Source organism: Streptomyces sp. NPDC043812 (genome assembly GCF_056436245.1).
This window is the reverse complement of sequence record NZ_JBWKCY010000005.1, coordinates 184,168-211,038: the sequence shown is the minus strand read 5'-3', so window position 1 is coordinate 211,038 and position 26,871 is coordinate 184,168. Positions and strand designations below refer to the sequence as shown.

General features: G+C 69.7%; 26 protein-coding genes. 6 read left to right on the top strand and 20 right to left on the bottom strand.

What is annotated here, in order from left to right:
• Positions 1-68: 68 nt before the first annotated feature.
• The 3 genes from AC067Z_RS10080 (at position 69) to AC067Z_RS10070 (ending at position 3,240) form a co-directional block, all read left to right on the top strand.
• Positions 69-1,439: a cryptochrome/photolyase family protein gene (locus AC067Z_RS10080; protein WP_478789009.1), complete on the top strand. Its 1,371-nt coding sequence runs from the start codon at positions 69-71 to the stop codon at positions 1,437-1,439.
• A gap of 395 nt (positions 1,440-1,834) precedes the next feature.
• Positions 1,835-2,803, top strand: coding sequence for an ADP-ribosylglycohydrolase family protein (locus AC067Z_RS10075; RefSeq protein ID WP_478789008.1), 969 nt, complete (start codon positions 1,835-1,837; stop codon positions 2,801-2,803).
• 41 nt (positions 2,804-2,844) lie between these two features.
• Complete coding sequence (locus AC067Z_RS10070) at positions 2,845-3,240, top strand: nuclear transport factor 2 family protein (RefSeq protein WP_478789007.1); 396 nt, start codon at positions 2,845-2,847, stop codon at positions 3,238-3,240.
• A gap of 97 nt (positions 3,241-3,337) precedes the next feature.
• On the opposite strand, the gene AC067Z_RS10065 is transcribed toward AC067Z_RS10070, so the two are convergent.
• The 11 genes from AC067Z_RS10065 to AC067Z_RS10015 form a co-directional block, all read right to left on the bottom strand.
• The gene (locus AC067Z_RS10065) at positions 3,338-6,166 is read right to left on the bottom strand and encodes a DEAD/DEAH box helicase (RefSeq protein WP_478789137.1); all 2,829 of its coding nucleotides are present in this window, start codon (positions 6,164-6,166) and stop codon (positions 3,338-3,340) included.
• 171 nt (positions 6,167-6,337) lie between these two features.
• A complete protein-coding gene (gene tatC / locus AC067Z_RS10060) occupies positions 6,338-7,288 on the bottom strand; it encodes a twin-arginine translocase subunit TatC (RefSeq protein WP_478789006.1) in 951 nt (316 codons plus the stop codon).
• A 48-nt stretch (positions 7,289-7,336) separates the two neighbouring features.
• The gene (tatA, locus tag AC067Z_RS10055; RefSeq protein WP_478789005.1) at positions 7,337-7,627 is read right to left on the bottom strand and encodes a Sec-independent protein translocase subunit TatA; all 291 of its coding nucleotides are present in this window, start codon (positions 7,625-7,627) and stop codon (positions 7,337-7,339) included.
• Between the two features lie 238 nt (positions 7,628-7,865).
• The gene (locus AC067Z_RS10050) at positions 7,866-8,063 is read right to left on the bottom strand and encodes a hypothetical protein (protein ID WP_478789004.1); all 198 of its coding nucleotides are present in this window, start codon (positions 8,061-8,063) and stop codon (positions 7,866-7,868) included.
• Between the two features lie 20 nt (positions 8,064-8,083).
• On the bottom strand, positions 8,084-8,338 hold the full coding sequence (locus AC067Z_RS10045) for a hypothetical protein (RefSeq protein ID WP_478789003.1): 255 nt from the start codon (positions 8,336-8,338) through the stop codon (positions 8,084-8,086).
• Positions 8,339-8,353: 15 nt separating this feature from the next.
• Positions 8,354-9,334 (bottom strand): helix-turn-helix transcriptional regulator, encoded by a 981-nt coding sequence (locus AC067Z_RS10040; RefSeq protein ID WP_478789002.1) that lies wholly within the window; start codon positions 9,332-9,334, stop codon positions 8,354-8,356.
• Positions 9,335-9,350: 16 nt separating this feature from the next.
• Entirely contained in the window at positions 9,351-10,307 is a 957-nt protein-coding gene (locus tag AC067Z_RS10035) for a helix-turn-helix transcriptional regulator (protein WP_478789001.1), read from the bottom strand.
• Between the two features lie 135 nt (positions 10,308-10,442).
• Positions 10,443-10,817, bottom strand: coding sequence for an FKBP-type peptidyl-prolyl cis-trans isomerase (locus AC067Z_RS10030; RefSeq protein ID WP_478789000.1), 375 nt, complete (start codon positions 10,815-10,817; stop codon positions 10,443-10,445).
• 57 nt (positions 10,818-10,874) lie between these two features.
• Positions 10,875-11,849 (bottom strand): FKBP-type peptidyl-prolyl cis-trans isomerase, encoded by a 975-nt coding sequence (locus AC067Z_RS10025; RefSeq protein ID WP_478788999.1) that lies wholly within the window; start codon positions 11,847-11,849, stop codon positions 10,875-10,877.
• A 205-nt stretch (positions 11,850-12,054) separates the two neighbouring features.
• Entirely contained in the window at positions 12,055-13,416 is a 1,362-nt protein-coding gene (gene pafA, locus AC067Z_RS10020) for a Pup--protein ligase (RefSeq protein WP_478788998.1), read from the bottom strand.
• Between the two features lie 9 nt (positions 13,417-13,425).
• Complete coding sequence (locus AC067Z_RS10015; RefSeq protein WP_478788997.1) at positions 13,426-14,697, bottom strand: MFS transporter; 1,272 nt, start codon at positions 14,695-14,697, stop codon at positions 13,426-13,428.
• A gap of 144 nt (positions 14,698-14,841) precedes the next feature.
• Here AC067Z_RS10015 and AC067Z_RS10010 point away from each other — a divergent pair, with 144 nt between their 5' ends.
• The gene (locus AC067Z_RS10010) at positions 14,842-15,891 is read left to right on the top strand and encodes a LacI family DNA-binding transcriptional regulator (RefSeq protein ID WP_478788996.1); all 1,050 of its coding nucleotides are present in this window, start codon (positions 14,842-14,844) and stop codon (positions 15,889-15,891) included.
• 126 nt (positions 15,892-16,017) lie between these two features.
• Complete coding sequence (locus AC067Z_RS10005) at positions 16,018-17,049, top strand: hypothetical protein (RefSeq protein ID WP_478788995.1); 1,032 nt, start codon at positions 16,018-16,020, stop codon at positions 17,047-17,049.
• 93 nt (positions 17,050-17,142) lie between these two features.
• Here AC067Z_RS10005 and prcA read toward each other — a convergent pair whose 3' ends face one another.
• From prcA to arc, 6 genes are all read right to left on the bottom strand, one after another.
• A complete protein-coding gene (gene prcA / locus AC067Z_RS10000; protein WP_478788994.1) occupies positions 17,143-17,907 on the bottom strand; it encodes a proteasome subunit alpha in 765 nt (254 codons plus the stop codon).
• Positions 17,908-17,942: 35 nt separating this feature from the next.
• Positions 17,943-18,788 carry a proteasome subunit beta gene (prcB, locus tag AC067Z_RS09995; protein ID WP_478788993.1) on the bottom strand — a complete coding sequence of 282 codons (846 nt, stop codon included), beginning with the start codon at positions 18,786-18,788 and terminating at the stop codon, positions 17,943-17,945.
• Positions 18,740-19,345: an endonuclease VII domain-containing protein gene (locus AC067Z_RS09990; RefSeq protein WP_478788992.1), complete on the bottom strand. Its 606-nt coding sequence runs from the start codon at positions 19,343-19,345 to the stop codon at positions 18,740-18,742. Before AC067Z_RS09990 ends, prcB begins: the two co-directional genes overlap by 49 nt.
• Before the next feature lie 4 nt (positions 19,346-19,349).
• Positions 19,350-19,568, bottom strand: coding sequence for a ubiquitin-like protein Pup (locus tag AC067Z_RS09985; protein WP_018848997.1), 219 nt, complete (start codon positions 19,566-19,568; stop codon positions 19,350-19,352).
• A gap of 119 nt (positions 19,569-19,687) precedes the next feature.
• On the bottom strand, positions 19,688-21,199 hold the full coding sequence (gene dop, locus AC067Z_RS09980) for a depupylase/deamidase Dop (RefSeq protein WP_478788991.1): 1,512 nt from the start codon (positions 21,197-21,199) through the stop codon (positions 19,688-19,690).
• Positions 21,200-21,459: 260 nt separating this feature from the next.
• On the bottom strand, positions 21,460-23,226 hold the full coding sequence (gene arc, locus AC067Z_RS09975) for a proteasome ATPase (protein ID WP_478788990.1): 1,767 nt from the start codon (positions 23,224-23,226) through the stop codon (positions 21,460-21,462).
• A 263-nt stretch (positions 23,227-23,489) separates the two neighbouring features.
• Here arc and AC067Z_RS09970 point away from each other — a divergent pair, with 263 nt between their 5' ends.
• Positions 23,490-23,801, top strand: coding sequence for a ferredoxin (locus AC067Z_RS09970; protein ID WP_478788989.1), 312 nt, complete (start codon positions 23,490-23,492; stop codon positions 23,799-23,801).
• 4 nt (positions 23,802-23,805) lie between these two features.
• On the opposite strand, the gene AC067Z_RS09965 is transcribed toward AC067Z_RS09970, so the two are convergent.
• The 3 genes from AC067Z_RS09965 to AC067Z_RS09955 all read right to left on the bottom strand — a co-directional run bounded on the left by AC067Z_RS09965 (position 23,806) and on the right by AC067Z_RS09955 (position 26,856).
• Positions 23,806-24,378 (bottom strand): hypothetical protein, encoded by a 573-nt coding sequence (locus tag AC067Z_RS09965; RefSeq protein ID WP_478788988.1) that lies wholly within the window; start codon positions 24,376-24,378, stop codon positions 23,806-23,808.
• A gap of 243 nt (positions 24,379-24,621) precedes the next feature.
• Positions 24,622-25,509, bottom strand: coding sequence for a tRNA (adenine-N1)-methyltransferase (locus AC067Z_RS09960; RefSeq protein WP_403870958.1), 888 nt, complete (start codon positions 25,507-25,509; stop codon positions 24,622-24,624).
• A 99-nt stretch (positions 25,510-25,608) separates the two neighbouring features.
• Positions 25,609-26,856: a site-2 protease family protein gene (locus tag AC067Z_RS09955; protein ID WP_478788987.1), complete on the bottom strand. Its 1,248-nt coding sequence runs from the start codon at positions 26,854-26,856 to the stop codon at positions 25,609-25,611.
• Positions 26,857-26,871 lie beyond the last annotated feature (15 nt).

Here is a 26,871-nt window from a genome sequence, read left to right as displayed (position 1 = left end):
GAGGCATCCCTCGCCGGCCTTCCCCGCCAGGCATCCGCGGCCGTCGACGGCCGGAAGGAGCAGACCCGATGAGCGTCTCCGTCATGCTCTTCACCTCCGATCTGCGGGTCCACGACCAGCCCGCGCTGTCTGCCGCGGTGCGTGCCACGGACTCGGTGGTGCCGCTGTTCGTCCTCGACCCCGGCGTGCACCGAGTGGGGTTCGACGCGCCCAACCGGCAGGCCTTCCTCGCCGACTGCCTGGCCTCACTCGATGCGGGCCTCCGGCAGCGGGGCGGGCGGCTCGTGGTGCGCAAGGGTGAGGTCACCGAGCAGGTGTGCCGGGTGGTCACCGAGACGGGCGCCCGCGAGGTGCATGTCGCCGCAGGTGTCAGTCACTTCGCGGCGCGCCGGGAGGCGGCGCTGCGCCTCGCGCTCGACCGACTGCGATGCGGGCTCAGGGTCCACGACGGGGTGATCACCGCTCTCCCACCCGGCCAGGTGGTCCCGGCAGGGAAGGACCATTTCGCGGTGTTCACTCCGTACTTCCGCAAGTGGGAGGCGGCCGGGGTGCGCGCGCCCATGGCGGCACCGCGCTCCGTTCACGTGCCGGAACTGGCCGGGCTGTCGCTGCCGCGCCGCGACGGCGTCGAGGGGGTGGCGCCCGCACTGGCGGCGGGCGGCGAGCAGGAAGGACGCGCGCGGCTGACCGCGTGGCTCGGCCATGACACCGAAGGGGCCGACGCCTACGCGGACCGGCACGACGACCTCGCGGGCGATACGACCTCGCGGCTCTCCCCCCATCTCCACTTCGGCTCGTTGTCGGCCGCCGAACTGGTGCACCGGGCACGGCGCCGGGGCGGGGCGGGCGCCGAGGCGTTCGTACGGCAGCTGGCGTGGCGGGACTTCCACCATCAGGTCCTCGCAGCGCGGCCGCAGGCGTCGTGGTCCGACTACCGCCCGCGCGGCGACCGTTGGCGCGCCGACGAGAAGGAGATCGCCGCGTGGCGGGAGGGCCGTACGGGCACGCCTGTCGTGGACGCGGCGATGCGCCAGCTGCGCCACGAGGGCTGGATGCACAACCGCGGGCGGCTGCTGGTGGCGAGCTTTCTGACCAAGACGCTGTACGTGGACTGGCGGATCGGCGCCCGCCACTTCCTCGATCTGCTGGTGGACGGCGACATCGCCGACAACCAGCTGAACTGGCAGTGGGTGGCAGGCACGGGCACGGACACCCGGCCGAACAGGGTCCTCAACCCCCTCGCGCAGGCGAAGCGCTTCGACCCCCACGGCGAGTACGTGCGTCGTTGGGTGCCCGAACTGGCCTCCGTCGAGGGGCCCGCGGTCCATCAGCCCTGGAAGCTGGACGACCTGACGCGGGCCCGCATCGACTACCCCGACCCGTTGGTGGACGCCACCGACGCCAGGGCCCGCTTCGAACGGGCCCGCGGCCGGCACTGACGCGGCACGGCACGCCGACCGGCGGACCGGCTCCCCGCTCCCCCGCCATGCCGGTGCGGCTCGCCCCTCACCGGCCTGCCGTCGCCGTGTCCCCGGCCGCGCCGTGCGACCTGGAGCACGAGCCGCAGCCCCCACACCACCGTCAGGGCGGTCGTCGTCCGTCGCCACCCTCCCCCGCGGAGAACGTCACGGTGACGGCGGCGACCACGGTGAAACCCAGGCCCCACGCCCCCTCGACGCAGCAGCGCACCTCTACGCAGGGCCACGGCAAAGGTGAGGAGCATGACCGCGATCACGGCGGCAACGGCGGGTCCGTGGGGGCCTCGGATCGGTCGGGGGCCGGGCTTTCACGCCGGTATCCACAGAGCCTCCACCAGGCCCTCTACGCTGGCCCGATGCAGCAGCCACTCCCCCTGTCCCGTATGTCGCGCGCCATCGGTACCGTCGTCGGCTCCGCCGTCGGCGACGCCCTGGGCGCGCCCTTCGAGTTCGGTGAACCGGGCGTGTACCGGGCCCGGTTCGGCGACGGGCCCGGCGCGATGTGCGGGGGCGGCGGCTGGGACCCCGGCGAGGCGACCGACGACACGCAGATGGCCGTGCTCGTGGCGGAGTCGCTGCTGGAGCACAGGGATGTGGCCGGAGCGGACATCTTCGCGAGGTTCCGGCGCTGGGCGGCAGGCGATCCGAAGGACATCGGACTGCAGACAGAGCAGGTCCTCACCAGCGGTGACTCTTGGGACACGGCCGCCGCGCTGCAGTTCCGGATGACGGGCAGGGCGGCGGGAAACGGCTCGCTGATGCGGGCGGCGACATCGGCCGTGTACTTCGCGACCGCGGGCCGCGAAGCGACCATGGCGGCCGCGCGCCGGATCGCGGCGCTCACGCACGGCGACGGCGCGGCGTGGGAGGGAACGGCAGTGCTCCACGAGCTGATACGTGTCGCCTTGGACGGCGGGGACCCGGTGGCCGCGGTGCCCGCCACACTCACGCGGGTCGACGCGGCCCATCGCGCCCGTTGGGCGACCGTCCTCGCCCCCGGCTGGCACCCGGACGAGGCGACCGAGTTCAACGGCGCGGTGTGGCCGTGCCTCGGGTCGGCTCTCTGGGCGCTGCGGACGACCAGGTCGTTCGAGGAGTCCCTGGCGGCGGCGATCGACCTGGGCGGGGACACCGACACCGTGGCCGCGGTGACGGGGGCGCTGGCCGGGGCGTACTACGGGATCGACGCCGTGCCCGAGCGCTGGACGGCGCCCCTGCACGTACCCCTGCCGGGTTTCGGGAAGCGGGTGCTGCGGTTGCCCGAGCTCACCGGGCTGGCGGTTTCGCTGGCCGTGGACAGCCCGTCGCACCCGGCGGATGATTGAACGAAACGGGACCGAACACAACGAAAGGTGTGTGGTTCGCCATGTCCGAGCACCCTGACTGCGCCCTGGTCCGCCGGGGGTACGTGGCGTTCAGCGAAGGCGACATGGAGACGCTGAGCTCACTCATGACGGCCGATGCCGTTTACCACGTACCCGGTCACAACCCCATCTCCGGGCATCACAAGGGCCGCGAAGCCATCCTCGGGCTGTTCCGGCGCCTGGGCGAGGAGACCAACGGCACCATGCAGGTGCTGGTGGAGGCCGTACTCGCCGACGGCCGCGGGCATGTCATGTCCTTCCACACGTCGCGTGCGGACAGGGGCGACCGCGGGATGGAAGTCCGTCAGGGTCTGTTCTTCACCATCGTCGACGGCAAGATCACCGACATCGACGAGTGCACCGAGGACCTCGACGAGGAGGACGCCTTCTGGAGCTGACCGATTCCGGGCCCGACCGGGGCGACGGCCCCGCCCGCCATCGGCAGGTGATGACCGGGGCCGCGCCACGTCGGCGTGCTGCGTCCAGGGATTCTGCTCAGCCCACCGAGCTGTAGGCCACGACGCCCCGCAGCAGCCCGTCGACCGCCTTGCGCGCGTTCTTCGCGACGGTGCTGTTCTCCCGGGGGGCGGCCGCGGCGATCTGGCCGAGCACATCGATGACCTGCTTGCACCAGCGCACGAAGTCGCCGGCGGGCATCTCCGCCTCCCGCAGCACCTCGTCGAGCCCCTTGTCCGAGGCCCACTGGTACGCGGCCCACGCGAAACCGAGGTCCGGCTCGCGCTGTCCGACCCCCTCCGCCTGGTTGATCTTGAAGTCTTCCTCCAGGGCGTCGAGCCGGCCCCAGATGCGGACCATCTCGCCCAGCGCCGCCTTGACCTTGCCCGTCGGCACCTTCGGAGCGACGGCATCGTCGGACTGACGTGCCTCGTACACCAACGCCGAGACACACGCGGCCAGTTCGGCGGGGCTGAGCCCCTCCCAGATCCCGTCGCGAAGGCACTCGCTCGCCAGCAGGTCCAGTTCGCCGTAGAGCCGGGCGAGCCGCTTGCCGTGCTCCGTGACCTCGTTGCCGCGCAGGTAGTCGAGTTCGGTCAGCAGTGCCACGATCCGGTCGAAGGTCCTGGCGATCGTGTTCGTACGCCCCTCGATACGACGCTCGAGCTGGTGGGTGTCGCGCTGGAGCCGGTGGTACCGCTCGGCCCAGCGCGCGTGGTCCTCGCGCTCGTCGCAGCCGTGGCAGGGGTGCGCCCGCAGCTGAGTGCGCAGCCTGGCGATCTCCCGGTCGTCCGCGGCGGGGGCGCGCTGCTTGCGGTGCCGGTCGGGCACGATGTGCCCGGCCTTGGTCCGCAGCGCGGACGCCAGATCGCGACGCGACTGCGGGGAACGGGCGTTGAAGGACTTGGGGATGCGCATCCGCTCCAACGCCTCGACCGGCACCGGGAAGTCGATCGACGCCAGCCGCTTGACCTGCCGCTCGGCGGTCAGCACCAGCGGGCGGGGCCCGTCGTGGTACTCGAGTCCGCGGTGACCGTCGGTCCGCCCGGCCGGCAGACCGGGGTCGAGCACGAGCGCAAGTCCGGCGAACTTGCCGGTCGGCACATGAATGACGTCACCGGGCTTGAGCTTCTCCAGCGATGCCGCGGCTGACGCCCTGCGCTGCGCCGCACCCTGCTTGGCGAGTTCGGTCTCGCGGTCCTTGAGGTCGCGGCGCAGCCGCGCGTACTCCTCGAAGTCGCCGAGGTGGCAGGTCATTCCCTCGCGGTAGCCCTCCAGGCCCTCCTCGTTGCGCTGGACCTGACGGGAGATACCGACGACCGACTTGTCCGCCTGGAACTGCGCGAACGACGTCTCCAGAAGCTCGCGGGAGCGGTGCCGGCCGAACTGCTGCACCAGGTTGACCGCCATGTTGTACGACGGCTTGAAGCTGGAACGCAGCGGATAGGTGCGGGTGCCGGCGAGCCCCGCGAGCGCGCCCGGGTCCATGGCGCGCTGCCACAGGACGACGGCGTGCCCCTCGACGTCGATACCGCGCCGGCCTGCCCGGCCGGTCAACTGGGTGTACTCACCGGGGGTGATGTCGGCGTGCTGCTCACCGTTCCACTTGACGAGCTTCTCCAACACCACGGAACGCGCGGGCATGTTGATACCCAGCGCCAGAGTCTCGGTGGCGAACACGGCCTTGACCAGGCCCCGTACGAACAGCTCCTCCACGACCTCCTTGAAGGTCGGCAGCATGCCGGCGTGGTGCGCGGCGATCCCGCGCTCCAGTCCTTCCAGCCACTCGTAGTACCCGAGGACGTGCAGATCCTCGGTGGGGATGGCCGCGGTGCGCTCTTCGACGATCTCGCGGACCCTGGCGCGCGCGTCGTCCTCGTTGAGCCGCAGGCCCGCGTACAGGCACTGCTGAACGGCGGCCTCGCAGGCCGCCCGGCTGAAGATGAACGTGATGGCGGGCAGCAGCCCTTCGGCGTCGAGGCGGTCGATGACCTCGGGCCGTCCAGGTGTCCAGATGCGGCTGCGCTGCCGCCGCTCCCGCTCCCTGTCCGCCTCGCGCACCATCTTTCCGCGGCGCCTGTCACGGGGGTTGTACGTGCGCTGGTTCTCCATCCGGGCCAGGCGCACCAGATCGGGGTTGACCTCGCGTCGGCTCTGGCCGCGACCGCCGTGGTCGGTGCCCTCCTCGAAGAGGTCGTACATCCGGCGGCCGGCCATGACGTGCTGCCACAACGGGACGGGCCGCTCCTCGGAGACGATCACCTGGGTGTCGCCGCGGACGGTGTCCAGCCAGTCTCCGAACTCCTCGGCGTTCGACACGGTCGCCGACAGTGACACCAGGGTCACCGACTCGGGGAGGTGGATGATCACTTCCTCCCATACGGCGCCCCGGAAGCGGTCGGAGAGGTAGTGCACCTCGTCCATGACGACGTACCCGAGACCGAGCAGCGACTGGGAGCCCGCGTACAGCATGTTCCGCAGGACCTCGGTGGTCATGACGACCACAGGCGCCTCGGAGTTGACGCTGTTGTCACCGGTGAGCAGGCCGACCTTCTCGGCGCCGTAGCGCTTGACCAGGTCGGCGTACTTCTGGTTGGACAGTGCCTTGATGGGCGTGGTGTAGAAGCACTTGCGGCCCTGGGCGAGGGCCAGGTGGACGGCGAACTCGCCGACGATGGTCTTGCCGGAGCCGGTTGGCGCGGCGACAAGTACGCCCTTGCCCGCCTCCAGAGCCTGGCAGGCCTCGATCTGGAACGGATCGAGATCGAAGTCGTACATCGCGCGGAAGGGGGCCAACGCAGTGGCCTCCTCGACGGCGCGGACGCGGGCGGCGGCATAGCGCTCGGCGGGAGAGAGATCCTCGGTCATCTTGCTCATGAGCCTACCCGCCCCCTCTGACAGTGAGCGGATCTTTAAATGACGGGGGAAACGACGGGGCACCCAACGGTAGGCGTACCCGCACCGGCCCCGGCCCGCACACGCAAGGGGCCGGGGATTTCTCCCCGGCCCCTTGCGGTGCGTGCGCGATCGGCTGCGCCGTCACGTGATGTCGTCGTACCCGTTCAGCCTGTGCCGGCGCTCGTCGGGCTCGCCGGACGCCTGCTCGGGCAGCGCCCTGGAGGCGGAGACCGTCTCGACCTCGCCGAGCGCCGACGGCGTGAGGTCGATGTCGGACGCCTCGTCGTCGTCGAGCTCCGCGTCGGGGTCCTTGCGGCGGCGGCGCCGGTCGTTGAGGAGCGAGAAGCCGACGGCGAGGAAGTAGAGCACGATGATCGGTCCGGACAGCGCGAGCATGCCCAACGGGTCGGTGGACGGAGTGGCGATCGCACCGAAAACGAAAATGATCATGACCGCGGCACGCCACCAGCCGAGCATCCGGCGACCGGTCACGATGCCCGTCAGATTCATCATGATCAGCAGCAGCGGCAGCTCGAAGGAGAACCCGAAGATCAGCACCATCCGGACCGTGAAGTCCAGGATCTTGTCGACGCTCAGGAGGTTCTCGGCCGGGGAAGGTGTGATGGAGAGCAGCACCTTCATGCTCACCGGCATGATCAGATAGGCGAAGTACACACCGGCGGCGAACAGCGGTGCTGCCGCGGCGGCGAAGTAGTACGCGTACTTCTTCTCGCTCTTGTGCAGACCGGGCGCGACGAAGGCCCACAGCTGGTAGAGCCAGATCGGGCAGGACGCGATGATGCCCGCCATCAGCACGACCTTGACCGTCGTCGTGAACGGCGACAGCAGGTCGGTGTACACGACCCTGGCGCAGACGCCGCCCTTCTGCGGGCCGTCCCCCACGCACTCCGGCACGGGCGAGGTGAGGAACTCCATCAGCTCCTGGCTGTAGGCCACCGCGACGACCGAGGCGATGACGATCGCCAGCATGGCCTTCGCGAGCCGGTTGCGGAGCTCACGAAGATGGTCCGCGAGCGGCATCCGCCCCTCGGGGTCCTTCTCCTCGGGTTTCGAGCGGGCAGACTTGAGCAACCCACGTCCTCATCTCGTGCGTCAGGCCACCGTCTCAGTGGCCTTGGGTCAGCGCTGGGGGGTGTCGGTGGGCTCGTTGACGGGGCGAGCGCTGGTGACATCGCCCGGCGCGGCCTGGATCGTGCGAGGCGCCGTCTGACCACCCTGAGCCGTGTCCTTCGGCTCCGCCGGGGTCGCCGACGGCTGGCCCTCGGACTTCATCGCCTTGGCCTCGCTCTTGAGGATGCGGGCGGACTTGCCGAGCGAACGCGCCATGTCGGGGAGCTTCTTGGCCCCGAACAGAAGAAGGATGAGAAGCGCGATGATGATGATCTCGGTGGGGCCGATCTGTCGGAACATAACTGTGTCTACCTTCTCACCGAGGCGGCTTGGGGCTCTTGGCTGCGCGCCGCCCTGGACAGATGTCCGAAGCGACCGCAGCGATCGTAACTCGCACGGGTAAACGCAGGGCAATCCCCGTGCATACTCCCGTCAGCGGACAGTGCCTCATCACCGGAGCCGCCACCAGCAGCGTACCGCCAGTATCAGCTGTACAGGAGGGTGCGTCCGCGATCTCCGTCGACCCCGGGAAGCCACGTCACCGCAGCGACTCCCCCGTACGCGCCAGATCCGTCGCCGCCCGTTCCAGGTCCTCGGCCGCCCGGTCGATCCGCTCGGCGGTGCGGGCCACCTGGCGGCCCAGCCGCTGGGCCTCGACGAAGACCTTGATACCGAGGACGCCCAGGACGGCGATCCCGAGGAAACCGAGGGCGATGGCGAGCATGGGCCAGAACATGCGACGAGCCTAGACCGTTCCTACGCGGTCGTGTGCAGACGCAGGGTCCGCACGCCGCCGCCGGTGAGGAGTTCGACGATGCGCTCCCCGGCCGGTTTGCGGACGGCCGCGCCGCACTCGGGGCAGGTGAACGAGTAGAAGGTGGTACGGCGGCTGCCGCCGATGGCCAGGCGCAGCGCACCGGCGGACAGCTCGAAGCGCGCCCGGCAGTCGGGGCAGGCCGCCTTGAAGAGCACAGGACCGACGGTGGCGGGGATTCCGGGGATCAGGGACATGGGGTGCCGTGCTCCTCAGCCCTGGGCGTCGTGGGCGTTGTCGTAGGCAGCGAGCGCGTCCTGCGCCGCCGTGCGCGCGCTGGCGGCGAGCTCCGGCGGCGAGACGATGCGGCCGTCCCGGCCGAGCCGCAGCGCCAGCCTGCGCAGCGAGGCCGGTGCGGGCGTACGCAGCGTGATGCGCAGCCCACCGTCCGCGAGCTCCTCCGCGCTGTCGTGCGGGTAGTACTCGGCGACCCAGCGGCCGCCGGGGCCGACCTCGACGATCACCTCGGGATCGTCGGCAGCAGGCTGCACCAGCCCTTCGGAAAGATCCCGCAGCTCGATCTCGGGGGGTGCGGCCGCCTCGTCGAGCAGCCTGATCTCGGCGACCCGGTCGAGCCGGAAGGTCCGGCGCGCCTCGGACAGCCGGCACCACGCCTCCATGTAGGTGTGCCCGACGGCGAAGAGGCGGATCGGATCCACCTCGCGCTCGGTGAGCTCGTCACGCGCGGGCGAGTAGTACCGCAGCCACAGCCGGCGCCGCTCGGAGATCGCCCGGTCGACGTCGGCGAACACACCGCCCTCGGACTCGAACGTCACCGAGAGGCGAGAGCTTGCGCCCGCCACCTCGCCCGCGGCGCCCTCGATCTTGGCCGTGGCCCGCAGCAACGCCTCACGGTCGCCCTCGCGCAGCCCCGGAAGGGTGGCCACCGCCCGGGCCGCGACCAGCAGGGCGGTCGCCTCGTCGGCGGCGAGACGCAGCGGTTCGGCGGTGGACTCGCCGGAGGCGGCGGGGTTGCGCCACCAGATCCGCTCGCCGTCGGTGTCGATGTCCAGCAGATCGCCGCCGCGGAAGCTGGTGCCGCACATGGGCAGGACGTCGAGGTCGGAAATCAGCTCGTCCTCGGTGATGCCGAAGGCGCGGGCGACGTCCCCGATGCGGGCGCCGGGGCGCTCGCGGAGATAGGTCACCAGCGACAGCATCCGCCGGGTCTGGTCGATGGCGTTCGCGGCCATGGTCGTACTCGTCCCCTCAGCCCTTGGCCACGGCACGCAGCCGGTCCACCACGTCCGCCCGCAGGTCCGCGGGCTCCAGTACGACGACGTCCGGGCCGAACTCGACGAGCCAGGCGTCCAGACCGTGTCCGTACGGAATCTCCAACTCGTCCCACCCGTCACCGAGTTCCCGGGTGGCGGTGGCACGTGAGCGCAGCGGGTAGCCGGCTCCGGTGCGCAGCCGGATCCGGGCGGAACGGGTCGCGGTCTCGCCCGCCCAGCTCTCGACCGTCTCCCGCACGGTGACGACGTCGGGTACGGGCACGGTGAACGTACCCGTACGCGAGCGCACCTTGCCGGTGATGCGGGAGAGCCGGAAGACGCGTTCGGCGCCCCGGTCCCGGTCATGTCCGGCCAGATACCAGTGGCCGCGCCAGAACTCGAGCGCCCAGGGCTCGACATGACGCTGCTCGGGACGGGCCGCGTTCGCCTTGCGGTAGTCGAAGACGACGGGCCTGCGGTCCCGGCAGGCCAGCATCAGCGGTTCGAAGGCGGCCTCGTGGACGGGGATACGCGGTTCGAGGGCGCTGTGGTGTGCCTCGTACGCGTCCTCGGTCTCCGGCATCCCGGCGGCGCGCAGCTTCTGCAGCGCTCCGCTGGCGGCACCGGCGAGGCGGGCCTGCTGCCACACCTTGGCGGCGAGGCCCAGCGCGGCGGCCTCCTCGGCGTCGAGGGTGATGGGCGGCAGGCGGTTGCTGTCCCGGCGTGCGACATAGCCGATGTCGCCGTCGAGGGATTCCACGGTCTCGATGACGAGGCCGAGTTCGCGCAGATCGTCCTTGTCGCGCTCGAACATCCGGTTGAAGGAGTCGTCGGAGCCGGCCTCCAGGTACGCCTCGATGGATCCCCGGAGCTCGCGCTTGCTGAGCGGGCGCCCGGTCCCGAGCAGGCACAGCGCCAGATTCATCAGCCGCTCGGCCTTGGCAATGGCCATCGACGCCCTTCACCTCTTTTATGAAGTCCCTTACGCCCGTCGACCGTACCGCCCCGGGGTGTCCGGACAAAAGCGAGGGCCCACGCCGTCAGGCATGGGCCCTCGTCACGCCGTGCAGCGCAGCGGAACTGTCCGTCAGACGGCGACCAGGTCGCAGACGAAGATCAGCGTCTCGCCGGGGGCGATACGGCCGCCACCCGCGCCGCGGTCGCCGTACGCGAGGTGCGCGGGGATGGTCAGCTGACGGCGGCCGCCGACCTTCATGCCCTGCACGCCCTGGTCCCACCCGGAGATGACCTGGCCGACACCGAGCTGGAACTGCAGCGGGGTACCCCGGTTCCAGGACGCGTCGAACTCCTCGCCGGTGGAGAAGGCCACACCCACGTAGTGGACGGAGACGGTGTCGCCGGCCTTGGCCACCGCGCCGTCACCCTCCCAGATGTCCTTGATCTCCAGGTCGGCCGGCGGCTCGCCACCCGGGAAGTCGATCTCGGGCTTCTCGATGCTCACTGAACTGCTCCTCTAAATGATGAACGGGGCAACCGGGACAGTCTCACAGATGACCGGTCAGACGGCGCCGATGATGTCCACAACGAAGACCAGCGTGTTCTTGGCAAGCTCGCTGGAGGGGTCCGCGCCGTAGCCGAGGGACGGCGGGATCACCAGCAAGACACGGTCACCGACGTTCTTGCCGACCAGGCCCTTGTCCCAGCCCTGCACCACGGATCCCGTACCGATCTGGAACGCGGTGGCGCCCCCGTGGTCCCACGAGGAGTCGAACTTCTTGCCGTCCTCCCACTTCACGCCCGTGTACTGACCGATGAGGCCCTGGCCGGCGGCGATCTTCGGGCCGGTGCCCTTGATCAGCACCTGCTCCTTGAGCTCCTTCGGGGGCTTCACGCCCTTGGGGATGGTGATGGTGGCGGCCTTGCCGGGCTCGGCCTTGACCGTCGGCATGCCCTCGGCGGGCGGCGCCTGCGTCCCCTTGGCCTCGCCCTTGGGGTCGACCTTCGCCGCGGCGACGACGTCGACGACCCAGACGAGCGTGTCCTCGGCGGTGATGCCCGACTGCGGGTTGAGCCCCTGCCCGATCAGATCGCCGGCCGTGCCCTGGATCAGCACCCGGCTGCCGGCCTTGCGCCCGTCGACGGTCTCGAAGACCTTCGGGGGCAGCTGCCTGCTCTGCTCGCCGACGCGCTCCACGGGCTGGCGACGCGGCTGGTCACCGGTCGTCTGGGCCGACCAGGTGCCGCCGAGGTCGGCGGGGTCGTCCCACTTGCGCACGGAGAAGTCGAGACGGACGAAGTCGCCCTTGGCCGCCTTCGCGCCGCTGCCTTCGGTCACCGTCTCGACGACGGTCTTGTCGGCGGGCTTCTCGTCCTTGGGTACGGAGACCTCGGGCTTCTCTCCGAACTTTCCCTTGACTTCGGCCACACCCGCAGTCGAGTCGTTCGAGGAGTCGGACCCACACGCGACGGCGGTGAACAGCAGGGCGGGCACGGCCAGCAGTGAGGCGATACGGCGCTTGGTGTTGTAGTTCATCAGTCCAACTGTGAGTCGAGGCCATGGGACAGTGGCCGACACTCTACGGGGTGGGGCATTCGCGTCCACCGATCATCGGGCAGCCATATGGGCGGGTCCGGTGCACGACATGGGGCCGCCCGGTGACGCAGGACAGGTGCTGTCCTGGGTCACCGGGCGGCCCCGCGCCCGTGGGTGTCCGGCACCCGCCGGACACCCACAGCTGCTACATCCCGGCGATCAGCTTCTCCACCCGGTCGTCGACCGACCGGAACGGGTCCTTGCACAGCACGGTGCGCTGCGCCTGGTCATTGAGCTTGAGGTGCACCCAGTCGACGGTGAAGTCGCGCCGCTGCTCCTGTGCCCGGCGGATGAAGTCGCCGCGCAGTCGCGCCCTCGTGGTCTGCGGGGGCACCGACTTGCCCTCGAAGATCTTCAGGTCGTTGCAGATGCGCGCCGCCTGGCCCTTGCGCTCCAGCAGGTAGTACAGCCCGCGGCGGCGGTGGATGTCGTGGTACGCGAGGTCTATCTGCGCGACACGCGGGTGCGACATGGTCATGTTGTGCTTGGCGCGGTAGCGCTCGAGGAGCTTGTACTTCATGACCCAGTCGATCTCGGTGCCGATGCGGTCGAGGTCCTCGGCCTCGATCGCGTCCAGCGTGCGGCCCCAGAGCTCCAGGACCTGGGCGACGGTACCGGTGCGGATGCCCCGGCGGTCGACGAAGTCGGCGGCCTTCTCGTAGTACTCGCGCTGGACCTCGAGGGCCGAGGCCTCGCGACCGGAGGCGAGACGCACCTTGCGCTGCCCGGTGATGTCGTGGCTGACCTCGCGGATGGCCCGGATCGGGTTCTCCAGGGTGAGGTCGCGCATGACCGTGCCCGCCTCGATCATGCGCAGCACGAGGTCGGTGGCGCCGACCTTGAGCAGCATGGTCGTCTCGGACATGTTCGAGTCGCCGACGATGACATGGAGCCGGCGGTAGCGCTCGGCGTCCGCGTGCGGCTCGTCCCGGGTGTTGATGATCGGGCGCGAGCGGGTGGTGGCGGAGCTGACACCCTCCCAGATGTGCTCCGCGCGCTGGCTGACGCAGTAGACGGCACCGCGCGGGGTCTGGAGCACCTTGCCCGCGCCGCACAGCAGCTGCCTCGTGACGAGGAACGGAATGAGGATGTCGGCCAGTCGGGAGAACTCGCCGTGCCGGGCGACGAGATAGTTCTCGTGGCAGCCGTAGGAGTTTCCTGCCGAGTCCGTGTTGTTCTTGAAGAGATAGACGTCGCCCGCGATTCCCTCCTCGTGCAGGCGGCGTTCGGCGTCGACGAGCAGGCCTTCGAGAATGCGCTCGCCGGCCTTGTCGTGCGTGACCAGTTCGGTCACGTTGTCGCATTCCGGTGTTGCGTATTCCGGATGCGAGCCCACGTCGAGGTACAGACGGGCGCCGTTCCGCAGGAAGACATTGCTGCTGCGGCCCCATGACACGACACGGCGGAAGAGGTAGCGCGCCACTTCGTCAGGTGACAGTCGGCGCTGTCCCCTGAACGTGCACGTGACGCCGTACTCGTTCTCCAGCCCGAAAATGCGGCGGTCCATGTCTGAACATTACGCCTCGCGGCCTGAACTGAAACCGGGTTGGGCGGCACCGTTTCGATCATTTTCCGATGAGTCCGGACCCGAGGACGCAATATCGTCGGTACGGCCGGGAACTGCCAGAACCCGCTGAGTGGCCGTCAGCACGAGCAACGCGGCGAAACCTCCGGCGCCCGCCACCGCGAAACTCCATGCGGTACCGCCGATCTCGACGGCCGGCCCGGCGACCGCCGTGCCGACGGCCGCCCCCACTCCGAAGGTGGTCACCAACCAGGAGAACGCCTCGGTGACCGTGCCACGCGGGGCATGCCGGTCCACGACGATGAACGCGCAGGCGATGGCGGGGGCCAGGAAAACGCCGGCCAGCGCGGAGAGTGCGGTCATCGCCACAACACCGGGAGTCAGTACGAGCGGTACGTAACCGAGGGCGAGCAGCGCGACGATGACGCGCAGCCTGCGCTCGGGGGCGCCCGCCCACTGGCGGGCGCCGTACAGAGTGCCTCCCAACAGGGCGCCGAGGCCGAGCGCGGCCATCAGCCAGCCGTAGACGGACTCGCGCCCGTGGTCGTCGGCGTAGGCGACACCGGCGACGGTGATGGAGCCGAGGGCCAGACCGACGAAGAAGAACGTGCCGAGCAGGGCGAGCAGCCCCGGCGAGCGCAGAGCGCCGAGCCAATGCGCCTCGCGGGGCGCGGAGCGCCAGTTGCGGGAGGGCGCGGACAGGACGACGGACAGGGCGCCGATGACCCCTATCGCGTTGATGACCAGGAGAGCTGCGCCCGGCGACCAGAGCGCGACGAGGAGGGTGACGAGCAGCGGACCGAGGGTGAACATGATCTCCTGCGCCACGGCGTCCATGGCGTAGGCCCGGTGTACGCGCTCCTCCTGGCCGAGCACGCTCGGCCACAGCGCCCGCAGGCCGCCTTCGAGGGGTGGGGTGAACAGTCCGGCGACGATCACGGCCGCGTACGCCAGGAGCAGCGAGCCGGTCCCCGCGGCCGCCAGCAGCATCATGCCGAGCGCCGAGACGACGGCGGCGGGCAACTGGACCTTCGGCTGGCCATGGAGGTCCACGGCCCGGCCCAGCAGCGGCTGGCCGACGGCGGTGGCGAGTCCGTAGACGGCCGCGAGGGCGCCCGCGAGGGTGTAACTGCCGCCTTCGGCGCGGGTGAACAGGACGATGGCGATGTGCGCCGTGGCGTTGGGCAGCCGGCCGACCAGGGTGCCGATCAGCAGCCGTGCTGCGTGGGGCGCCCTGAGGATGTCTGCGTATCCGGCGGCCATGCCGCTCCCCTCTTCCCCGGCCCGGGGCCGAAGTTTTACGTATAACCTAGCCCTCCATACGTACCATGTCGACAGTCCGCGGGTCCACCGAGCCGCCGCCCCGGGCAATCGCGACACCGGACGGGCGGCCGAGGACGGCACCACATGGCACACCCGACCCCCCAGGGCCGTCCCGTCCCGCCGGAGACCGGCGCCACCCGGCCCACCAGCAAGGACGTGGCACGTGTCGCCGGGGTCTCGCAGGCCACCGTTTCCCTCGTTCTCGGCGAGAAATGGCGCGGCCGCGTCTCCGAACGCACAGCGGCCCTCGTACGCGACGCGGCACAGGAGATCGGCTACCGGCCCAACCTCGCCGCCCGCAATCTGCGCCTCGGGCACACCCGCACCGCCCTGCTCGTCGTCCCCGCACTGACCAACGAGTTCTTCGCCCGCGTCTACACCGGGGCCGCCACCGTCGCCGCAAGGCACGGCTTCGGCGTCGTCCTCTACCCCTCGCCCGAGGGAGTCGGCCCCGCACGGGACCCGTTCGCCTCCGCCCGCGCCGCCCTCGACGGAGTCATCGCCTCCTCCATCGCCGCCGATGCGCTCGCCGCCATCCGCGGCACCGACCTGCCGTTGGTCATGCTGGACAGCGACCCCGCGGACACCGGAGTCGCCGCCCATGTCAACCTCGACATCGCCGACGGCATGCGGCAGGTGACGGAGCATCTGCTCGGACTCGGCCACCGCCGCATCGTCCACCTCGCCTCCGCCGTCGCCTCCTGGACGTTCGACGTCCGAGCCCGGGCACTGCACACGGCCCTGGCGGCCGTACCGGACGCGGAACTGCGCACAGTGCCCGCACCGCTGAACGTGAACTCGGCGCGGGAGGCGGCCGAACGGGCACTGACCGCACCAAGCCCCCGGCCCACCGCCCTCGTCTGCGACGACGACATCCTCGCCGCCGGGGCCTGCAAGGCTGTACGGCGACTCGGCCTGCGGGTCCCCGAGGACGTTTCCGTCACCGGATTCGACGATCTGGCACTGGCCACCGCGCTCGAACCGGAGCTCACCACGGTCCGGCTGCCGGCCGAACGGATCGGCGAGCGCGGCATGTCCGCCCTGCTCACCGTGTTGGACAACCGCACTCCCGCCCAGGACGTCCTGCCCGTCGAACTCGTCGTCCGGGGTTCGTCGGCCCGCCGCACCGCCTGACACGCGGCTACCCGAAACGCCACGGACCCCGCCTCGACCCCGCCCCCTGCCGGATCACGCCACGTCTGACCGATTCACCACGGCACGTATTGAGAGCCCCCGACCAGCCGTGGAACGATCACGATCATGACCGGTGCGCAGCTTCCCCCGATCGACGCAAAGCTGCTCGGCAGCGTCCTCGTCGCCGGCACCGTGCACCCCGCCCCCGTCGACCGACTCACGGTGCGCCACAGCGACCGGCTGGAGCTGCACGACCGCGCAGCGTTCCTCACCGGCGACGCATCGCTCCTGCACACCGTCCCGCTCCCCCGCCACGCCCGACCCGCAGCACTGCCCGACGCCTCGCTGATCGTTGCCGAGAGCGCACGGATCCGGGCCGTCGACACCGACGGCACGACCCGCTGGGAACTCCCCCACCCCGTCTGGCCGGGCAACACACGCGACCCGCAGCCACCCGGCGCACCCGCGGTCAGCCCCGACGGACGCCTCGTGTGCGCGCTCGTCCCGACCCTTGCGGGCACAGCCGAGCGGGCCTACCAGCGGGACACCCTGCTGCTCCTGGACGCAGCGACAGGCGATGTGCTCGCCGAGCGGCCCGTGGCCTCGATCGCGTCCGACATGACCGGGAGCTGGCACCCCGGCGGGCATCTGCTGGCCCTGTCCTGCTGGACCGCCTGGGCCAGCTGGACGACCTGGTGGATCGAACCGCGCCACGACGGCCTCCACATCCGCGGCAGTGTCGGCATGCACGAGATCGTCGGCTTCCTGCCGGACACCCCATGGGCCATCACCGTGCGCCGCGCCGAACACATCGCCGTCAACGACGACCGCGACGAACTCGCCTGCCACGACCCCTCCGACGACGAACAGACCGCCGCGCTGGACCTTTCCGAACTCGCCCTCGACCCCGGCAACGACGAATTCGCCCAGGCCCGACTGCTCGGCACCGGTCACGTCCTGGTCACCGGCCTGGTCTCACACCCGGGACGCCCCACCGCCGCACGGCACTGGCTGTGCGACGCGGCAACCCTGCGCCCCACCGGCCGGCTGCGCTACCCGCACCGGGTCGGCACGGATGTCACAGCGCTCGGCGACGGCACCTGGCTCACCCGGCACGGCGAGAAACTCCACCACTGGGCACTGCCCGGCCGGCCGTGACCACAGGCACCTGTGCACACAGCAGTGCCCCGGACCGCACGGGCGGCCCGGGGCACTGACGTCGTGGCGACGGGATCTTCTCCCGCAGGCGGGCTACTCCCCGCCTTCCTCGGTCTCCTCGATGTCCGACGGAGCATCCGTGGGCGCCGTGGCCGCCTCCTCGGTCTCCAGCAGACGCGACAGCTGCCGCCCGACGATCCGCCTGAACTTCCGCTGCTGCGGCCTCGTACGGTCCAGGACCGCGACCTCCAGACGCTCGGCCGGGATCTCGCGATCACTGCCGTTGGCCTGGCTGGACAGGGCCTGCACCGCAAGCTTCAGAGCCTCCGCCAGTGACATGCCGTCACGATGACGCTGGTCCAGGAAGCTGCTGATCTGCTCGGCATTGCCGCCGACCGCGACCGAGCCGTGCTCGTCCACGATCGAACCGTCGTGCGGCAGCCGGTAGATCTGGTCACCCTCGGCCGACGCACCGACCTCGGCTACGACCAACTCCACCTCGTACGGCTTCTCGCCGGCGCTGGAGAAGATCGTGCCAAGCGTCTGCGCGTAGACGTTCGCCAGTCCACGGGCCGTCACATCGTCGCGGTCGTAGGTGTATCCGCGCAGATCCGCGTAACGCACGCCGCCGATACGCAGATTCTCGTACTCGTTGTACTTGCCGGCCGCGGCGAAACCGATCCGGTCGTAGATCTCACTGAACTTGTGCAGCGCACGGGACGGGTTCTCGCCGACGAAGACAATGCCGTCGGTGTACTGCAGCACGACGAGGCTGCGACCACGAGCGATGCCCTTGCGAGCGTATTCCGCCCGGTCGGCCATGGCCTGCTGGGGTGAGACATAGAACGGCGTCGACACCGGCTATCCGTCCCTTTCTGTCGAAGGCGAAAACATCAGAGCAGCGCGGCGCGCGGGCCGTCGGGCTGGGTGAGGCGGCCTTCGAGGATCGAACGCGCGATCCCGGAGGACTCGTCCTCGGTGAGCCGGCGGAAACCCTCGTCCGTGATGACGGTGACGATCGGATAGATCCGGCGCGCCACGTCCGGGCCACCGGTCGCCGAGTCGTCGTCGGCGGCGTCGTACAGCGCCTGGACGACCAGGGTGGTCGCCTCCTGCTCGGTCAGGTCTTCGCGGTAGAGCTTCTTCATGGCCCCGCGCGCGAAGATCGAACCGGAGCCGGTGGCCGCGTATCCCCGTTCCTCGGAGCGGCCGCCCGTGACGTCGTAGGAGAAGATGCGGCCCTTGTCGCGGTCGACGTCGAAACCGGCGAAGAGCGGGACGACGGCAAGACCCTGCATGGCCATGCCGAGGTTGCTCCGGATCATGGTGGAGAGGCGGTTCGCCTTGCCCTCCAGGGAGAGCTGGACGCCTTCGACCTTCTCGAAGTGCTCCAGCTCGAGCTGGAAGAGCTTGACCATCTCGACGGCGAGGCCGGCGGTGCCTGCGATGCCGACCGCCGAGTACTCGTCGGCCGGGAAGACCTTCTCGATGTCGCGCTGGGCGATCATGTTCCCCATGGTGGCGCGGCGATCACCGGCGAGCACCACGCCGCCCGCGAACGTCGTCGCCACGATGGTCGTGCCGTGCGGTGCCTCGATCGCGCCCTGCAGTGGCGGCAGGGAGCGGTTGCCCGGGAGCAGGTCCGGTGAGTGCGCACCCAGGAAATCCATGAAGGACGAGGAGCCCGGCGTCAGGAAGGCAGCTGGTAGACGCCCGGTGCTACGAGTGTTGGCTTCCACGCGTTTCCCTCCAGATATGCGATGGCCCGACGCAGGGTGTCAGGATCGTCTCCCAACTTGCCGATGGCCGAATTGCAGTTGAAGCACAGTACGCCACGGACCCTACCCGTCTCGTGGCAGTGATCCACATGAACTGCGGGAGCGACAAGACAGATCGAGCAGATACCCATCTGGGACTGGATCATCTCGTCGCGCTCGGCTTCGGTGATGCCGTACTGCCGCTTGAGGTGCCCCGCCCGCCCCTGGATGGCCCGGCAAGCCTTGCACCGGGTCGACAGTCCATCCGATGCCGATGAATTGCGATGCCACTCGCTGTGCGGCTTCACTTCACCGGCCACCCGGCACAGTTTGTGTCCCTGCGGGATGTCAACCTTCTCCCGCACGGCCTTGCCTTCAGCCGCCCGGCGGCGCCGGTAGCGCTCGGCACTGTAAGCAGCCACGCACTCCCGGCACCGCGTCTGGAGGCCATCACGACGATTCCTGTCCGCCGCGAATTGCATCAGGGGTAAGGTCCGCTCCCAGTCGGCGCACCGCTTCCCCTCGCGCAATTCGGACATTCGGCTATTGTCCACCCTTTTGCACGAAACTCCGGACGAAGTCCTCGGCATTCTCCTCGAGTACATCGTCGATTTCGTCGAGGACAGAGTCCACGTCGTCCGACAGCTTCTCCTGGCGTTCCTTGAGGTCTTCCGCAGCCTGCGCGTCCTGCGCCTGCTCCTCGACCTCCTCGGTGGAACGCGTGGCCTTCTGCTGTCCGCCGCCGGTGTCCTTGGTCGCCATACACCTCACCCCGCTCGGTTCGACGTTCTTGATCAGACCCTACAAGCGGGGTCCGACATCGGCCCCGCACTTCCTCAACGTCCGGGGCCTACCTTCATGATTCCCGTACGGGCGTCGTTTCAGCCGCCGGACAGGACACGGACCAGGTCTTCCGCGGTGCGGCAGCGGTCCAGGAGTTCCTTGACGTGGTTGCGAGTACCCCGCAACGGTTCCAGTGTGGGGACTCGTTGCAGAGAGTCACGACCCGGCAGATCGAAGATGACCGAGTCCCAGGAGGCCGCGGCCACGTCGTCGGCGTACTGCTCCAGGCAGCGGCCTCGGAAGTAGGCGCGGGTGTCCTCCGGGGGCTTCGCCTCGGCCCGCTCCACGGCCGGCTCGTCCAGCAGCCGCTTCATCCGGCCGCGGGCAGCCAGGCGGTTGTAGAGGCCCTTGTCGGGCCGTACGTCGGCGTACTGGAGGTCCACGAGGTGCAGCCGGGCGGCGTCCCAGTCCAGGTCGTCCCGCCGGCGGTAGCCCTCCATGAGCTCCTTCTTGGCGATCCAGTCGAGTTCGCCGGCCAGGCTCATGGGGTCGTTCTCGAGGCGGTTGAGGGTGTCCTCCCAGCGCGTGAGCACGTCCTTGGTCTGCTCGTCGGCGTCCGCGCCGAAGCGCTCCTCGACGTACTTGCGTGCCAGTTCGAAGTACTCCATCTGCAGCTGGACCGCCGTGAGTGTCCGGCCGCTGCGGAGCGTGACGAGATGCTGGAGGCTCGGGTCGTGGGAGACCTGGTGCAGGGTGCGCACCGGCTGTTCCACGGCGAGGTCGACCGCGATGAAGCCGTCCTCGATCATGGACAGGACCAGCGCGGTGGTGCCCAGTTTCAGGTACGTGGAGATCTCCGAGAGGTTCGCGTCGCCGATGATCACATGGAGGCGGCGGTACTTCTCGGCGTCGGAGTGGGGCTCGTCGCGGGTGTTGATGATGGGTCGCTTGAGCGTGGTCTCGAGGCCGACCTCGACCTCGAAGTAGTCCGCGCGCTGGCTGATCTGGAAGCCGTGCTCGTGGCCGTCCTGGCCGATTCCGACCCGTCCGGCGCCGGTGACGACCTGGCGGGAGACGAAGAACGGCGTCAGATGGCGCACGATGTCCGAGAAGGGGGTCTCCCGCTTCATCAGGTAGTTCTCGTGCGTGCCGTAGGACGCGCCCTTGTTGTCGGTGTTGTTCTTGTACAGATGGATGGGCTGGGCCCCGGGCAGCTGGGCCGCTCGTTCGGCCGCCTCGGCCATGATCCGCTCGCCGGCCTTGTCCCAGAGGACGGCGTCGCGCGGGTTGGTGACCTCGGGCGAGCTGTACTCGGGGTGGGCGTGGTCGACGTAGAGCCGTGCGCCGTTGGTGAGGATGACATTGGCCAGGCCGATGTCCTCGTCGGTGAGCTGGCTGGAGTCTGCGGCCTCGCGGGCGAGGTCGAAGCCGCGGGCGTCCCGCAGCGGATTCTCCTCCTCGAAGTCCCAGCGGGCGCGGCGCGCCCGGTGCATCGCCGCCGCGTACGCATTGACGATCTGGGACGAGGTGAGCATGGCATTGGCGTTCGGGTGGCCGGGGACGGAGATCCCGTACTCCGTCTCGATGCCCATTACTCGCCGTACGGTCATGCGGCCCTCCTTGCCCGGCGACGCTCCCCTTCGGGAGCGGCGCTCAGATACCGCTGGCTCTCCGGTACGTGTGCGGTGCCCGTCCCCGCACTGCGCGACTCGGCGGTACCGAAGAGCCTAGAACGCCGTCGCGTGGGTGGGGAGATCAATTTCGTCATTGCTCCGGTGTGGTCGGACCTGTCCGGAAAGCAACCGGCTGCGGATGCCCGTCCCCCTGCCCTCGGCGGGGGACCCCCGGCATCCGCAGCCGGTGTGCCTGCTTACAGGTACTGACCGGTGTTCGCCACCGTGTCGATGGACCGGCCGGTGTCCGCGCCCTGCTTTCCGGTGACGAGGGTGCGGATGAAGACGATCCGCTCGCCCTTCTTGCCGGAGATCCGGGCCCAGTCGTCCGGGTTGGTGGTGTTGGGCAGGTCCTCGTTCTCCTTGAACTCGTCCACGCAGGCCTGGAGGAGGTGGGAGACCCGGAGGCCCTTCTGGTTGTGGTCGAGGAAGGCCTTGATCGCCATCTTCTTCGCCCGGTCGACGATGTTCTGGATCATCGCGCCGGAGTTGAAGTCCTTGAAGTAGAGGACTTCCTTGTCGCCGTTGGCGTACGTGACCTCGAGGAAGCGGTTCTCCTCGGTCTCCGCGTACATCTGCTCCACGACCGACTGGATCATGGCGTGTGCCGCGGCCTCCTTCGATCCGCTGTGCTCGCCGAGGTCGTCGGCGTGCAGCGGGAGGGTGGCGGTCAGGTACTTGGCGAAGATGTCCTTGGCGGCCTCCGCGTCCGGACGCTCGATCTTGATCTTGACGTCGAGCCGGCCGGGGCGCAGGATCGCGGGGTCGATCATGTCCTCGCGGTTGGAGGCGCCGATGACGATGACGTTCTCCAGGCCTTCCACGCCGTCGATCTCGGCGAGCAGCTGCGGGACGATGGTGTTCTCCACGTCCGAGCTGACACCGGATCCGCGGGTGCGGAAGAGGGATTCCATCTCGTCGAAGAAGACGATGACCGGGGTGCCCTCGCTCGCCTTCTCCCGGGCACGCTGGAAGACGAGACGGATGTGCCGCTCGGTCTCACCGACGTACTTGTTGAGGAGCTCGGGGCCCTTGATGTTGAGGAAGTAGCTCTTCCCCGCGGGCTGCCCGGTCACCTCGGCGACCTTCTTGGCAAGGGAGTTGGCCACCGCCTTGGCGATGAGCGTCTTGCCGCAGCCGGGCGGGCCGTAGAGAAGGATGCCCTTCGGCGGCCGCAGTTCGTGCTCCCTGAAGAGGTCGGGGTGCAGGTACGGCAGCTCGACCGCGTCGCGGATCATCTCGATCTGGCCGCCGAGGCCGCCGATCTTGTCGTAGTCGACGTCCGGGACCTCTTCGAGGACCAGCTCCTCGACCTCGCTCTTGGGGATCACTTCGTAGACGTAGCCCGAGCGTGCTTCGAGCAGCAACGCGTCGCCGGGGCGGATGGTCATGTCCAGCAGCGGCTCTGCGAGCCGCACCACCCGTTCCTCGTCGGTGTGCCCGATCACCAGGGCGCGCTCGCCGTCCTCGAGGATCTCCTTGAGGGTGACGATGTCCCCGGCGCGCTCGAACTCCATGGCCTCGACCACGTTGAGCGCCTCGTTGAGCATGACCTCCTGGCCGCGCCTGAGCTCCTCGGGCTCGACGCTGGGGCTCACGTTCACCCGGAGCTTGCGGCCCCCGGTGAAGATGTCGCACGTGCCGTCCTCGTTGGCCTGCAGGAAGACACCGAAGCCGGCGGGCGGCTGCGCGAGCCTGTCGACCTCCTCCTTGAGGGCCACGATCTGGTCGCGGGCCTCACGGAGGGTGTTGGCGAGCCGCTCGTTCTGTGCGGATACGCCTGCCAGGTTGGTCTGCAGCTCGACGATCCGCTCTTCGAGAATCCTCGTATGACGCGGAGAGTCGGCGAGCTTGCGGCGCAGGACGGCGATTTCCTGCTCGAGATAGGCAACCTGGCCGGCGGGGTCCTCAGACCCTCGCCCCGGCCGGATGCCGCGGTTGATGTCGTCGTCGTGGGCTGCCACGGTCCTCACCTCCTCCAAGGGGAGCTGGACGCTTCCTGACCCTACCTGTGTGGGTGGTGATTGAAACCCCTAGATCACAAAGACGGAAGGGGTGTGTCCGATCTTCACCCTTGCGCTCTCCCTCGTGCCAGGGGAATACCCAGGAGATACCCACCCAGCAACATCGGAAAGCGGTCGGTTGTATCGTCGAACCGTTCAACACCCGTCAGGGCTGGCGCGACTTGCTTCCTCTTGTGCGCCCGACGAAGGAAACGGCAGGAGATATGACCGTGCAGCACGAGGTTCCCACCGAAGGTGCCGCCGAGGAGCTGGAGGTCTGGATCGACCAGGACCTCTGTACCGGCGACGGAATCTGTGCGCAGTACGCCCCTGAGGTCTTCGAGCTCGACATCGACGGTCTGGCGTATGTGAAGTCGGCGGACGACGAGCTGCTGCAGGCCCCGGGAGCGACAACGCCGGTTCCGCTGCCGCTGCTGAACGACATCGTCGACTCGGCCAAGGAGTGCCCGGGCGACTGTATCCATGTACGTCGCGTTTCGGACAGCGTCGAGGTCTACGGCCCCGACGCAGAGTGAGGAATCACATACTGCGCGCTTCGGGGAGTGCGGTCCGCACGAACTTCCCGCCCTGCCATTGCCACTTGACCTGCTCGTGCTTGTCGGGGCAGCAGCTGGGCACCTCGGGCGACGAGTAGCCGAGCAGGGTCGCGGTGACGGCCCGGTCACGTACGGCGAGCATGCCGACGCTGAGCTTCTCGGTGGGTTCCACCAGCGTGGCGACGACCCTGGCGGTCTTGTCCAGGCCGGCGGAGAGCACGTACACACCGTGCGGCGGGGTGCCGGATCCTGCGTCGCAGCGTGCCGCGACCACCGTCTCGGGGGTGCCGTCGCCGTCGAGGTCTCCCGTTGCCCGCTTGGCGACGACGCTCTTGAGGCCACTGCAGTCCAGGGGCAGCTCCACGGCTGCGGGATCGGGGGCGGGGGCCGCGGCCGCGGCGGTACGGGGCCCCGGGCCGGCCTGGGACGCCGTGGCGGCGTCGGGCTGCAGCAGTCCTGCGCACGCCACGACCGCGGCCATCGCCGTCGCGGTGGCAAGCCAGTGCACCGGGCGGGCGTGAGTGTGCGCGAGGTCCGGGACGACGGAGTTCTGCACGCCGGGAGTCTCCTGAGGGTGCTTCGGAGTGGGGGTGGCTCGCATCGTGCCATACGTCACACACAGGCGGAACAGTGGGGTCCGTAAGTCTTGCGCCAAGTCTTCCGCGCGTCTTCCCCCGTATGTCGGTGCAGTCCGCGGTGGTGACGGCGGGTCAATGCACCGGCGCCGCCGCCCAGTTCCGTGGATGCACGGGAACTCGGCGGCGGCGCGGGCGTGTTGTACCGGTTGGCCGGATTTCGCTCAGCCCTTGTTGGGGCCCTCGTAGTCCTCGCCGTAGGCGCCCTTGGCGGGCCGGCGGCGGCGCATCGGAGGCTCCACGCCGTCGGCCAGACGGCGGGCGGTGACCAGGAAGCCGGTGTGGCCGATCATCCGGTGATCGGGGCGGACGGCCAGGCCCTCGACGTGCCAGTTGCGGATCATCGACTCCCAGGGCTGCGGCTCGGCGAAGCAGCCGATCTCGCGGATGGACTCCACGGTGCGCGCGAGCTGGGTGGTGGTCGCGACGTAGCAGCAGAGGATGCCGCCGGGCACGAGCGCCTTGGAGACCGCCTCGAGGCACTCCCACGGCGCGAGCATGTCCAGGATGACGCGGTCGACGTCGGCGTCGGTCAGGTTGTCCTGCAGATCGCCCACGGTGAGCTGCCAGGCTGGGTGCGGGCCGCCGAAGTAGCGCTCGACGTTCTGCTGGGCGATCTCGGCGAAGTCCGCGCGGCGCTCGTAGGAGTGGAGCATGCCGTGGTCGCCGATGGCGCGCAGGAGGAAACTGCTCAGCGATCCGGACCCGACCCCGGCCTCCACGACGCGTGCGCCGGGGAAGATGTCGGCGAAGGCCAGGATCTGCCCCGCGTCCTTGGGGTAGACCACGGCGGCGCCGCGGGGCATGGACAGGACGTAGTCGGGGAGCAGGGGGCGCAGCGCGAGGTAGGCGACGTTTCCCGTGGTACGGACAACACTGCCCTCGGGAGCGCCGATCAGCTCGTCGTGGGGGAAGGAACCCTTGTGGGTGTGGAAATTCTTCCCGGCCTCGAGCGTGAACGTGTAGTGGCGTCCCTTGGGGTCGGTGAGCTGGACCTGGTCCCCGACCTTGAAGGGCCCGCGACGGCGGGCGGCACCGGTCGGTTCGGACATGTGACCAGCCTACCGGGCCCGAAGGGGCCCCACGGACCATCCCCCGGGCCGGGACCTGCCCCGAACGCGGCGTGCCCGGCAGGATCCGAACGTGAGGCCCTAGGAATGCGGCCGGGCCATGGCGGCCACGAAGGCCCGCTCCACGTCCGCCGTGGACAGTACGCCGTAGATCTCGCCCGTCTCCTCGAGCACCAGGTACTCCGTGGCCGGGGCGGCGCGGAGCCGGTCGAGCAGGGCTTCGCCGGCCAGTTCGGCGGGAACCTTCATCTCCTCCGTGAGGTCCTGGGCCAGGCCGCTCACCGCGACCCAGGGACGGCGGTGTTCGGGCACGCCGACGATGGCGGCCTCACGGACGAGCGCCGTCGGCTCGCCCTGGCCGTCGACGACGACGAGGGCGCGGGCCCCGGCCTCGTTGGCGCGGCGCAGGGCCTCGGAGAGCGGGGTGTCCGAGGCGACAGGGACCGCGCGTCGGGTGAGCGCGCGGGCGGCGAGTTCGGGCAGGTGCTCGCGCAGCCGGGCCATGCGCAGGCTGTTCCCGGCGCCGGTCCAGATGATGGCGGCGAGGATCGCGGCGAGCAGCGCGTCGGTGACGGTCTCCATGCCGCCGATGTCCTCGGTCGCGTTGCCGAGGGCGCCGGTGTGGGTGAGCAGCGGGAGGCCGATGAGGACGGCGACCGCGAGTGCCCGGCCGACCCACGCGGCGGCGATGGTGCCGGCCATGGGCCGGCCGGTGATCTTCCAGACGACGGCGCGCAGCATCCGGCCGCCGTCGAGCGGCAGTCCGGGCAGCAGGTTGAACGCCGCGACGATCAGGTTGGAGATCATCAGGCCGGCGAGCAGAACACCGGGCACGGTGCCGGGCTCGACGAACATGAGCCCGAGGTAGAACACTCCGGCGAGGACAAGGGAGAGCAGCGGTCCGACGAAGGCCAGGACGAACTCGCGGCCGGGCGTCTCGGTCTCCTTCTCGATCTCCGACACGCCGCCGAAGAACTGCAGCTGGATGCGGCGCACCGGCAGCTTGTAGCGCAGTGCGGCGACGGTGTGCGCCAGTTCGTGGACGAGCACGGAGGCGTAGAAGGCGACGGCGAAGAACAGCGACACGAGGTAGCGCGCGCCGCCCAGTTCGGGCAGGACGCGGTCGAGCTGGCCGCCGAACACCCAGGTGATGAGGGCGGCGACGACGAACCAGCTGGGGGCGACGTAGACGGGCACACCGAAGGGGCGGCCCATGAGAATGCCGCCGCCGGGTTCGCCGGAGCGGCGCTTCTTGCCGCTGCCCGGTCCGGGCTTGCCCGTGCCGGACCGCGTCTGCTCGCGCTCGCCGCTCGTGTCGTCCTCGTTCACGGGTTCCCTTCGTCG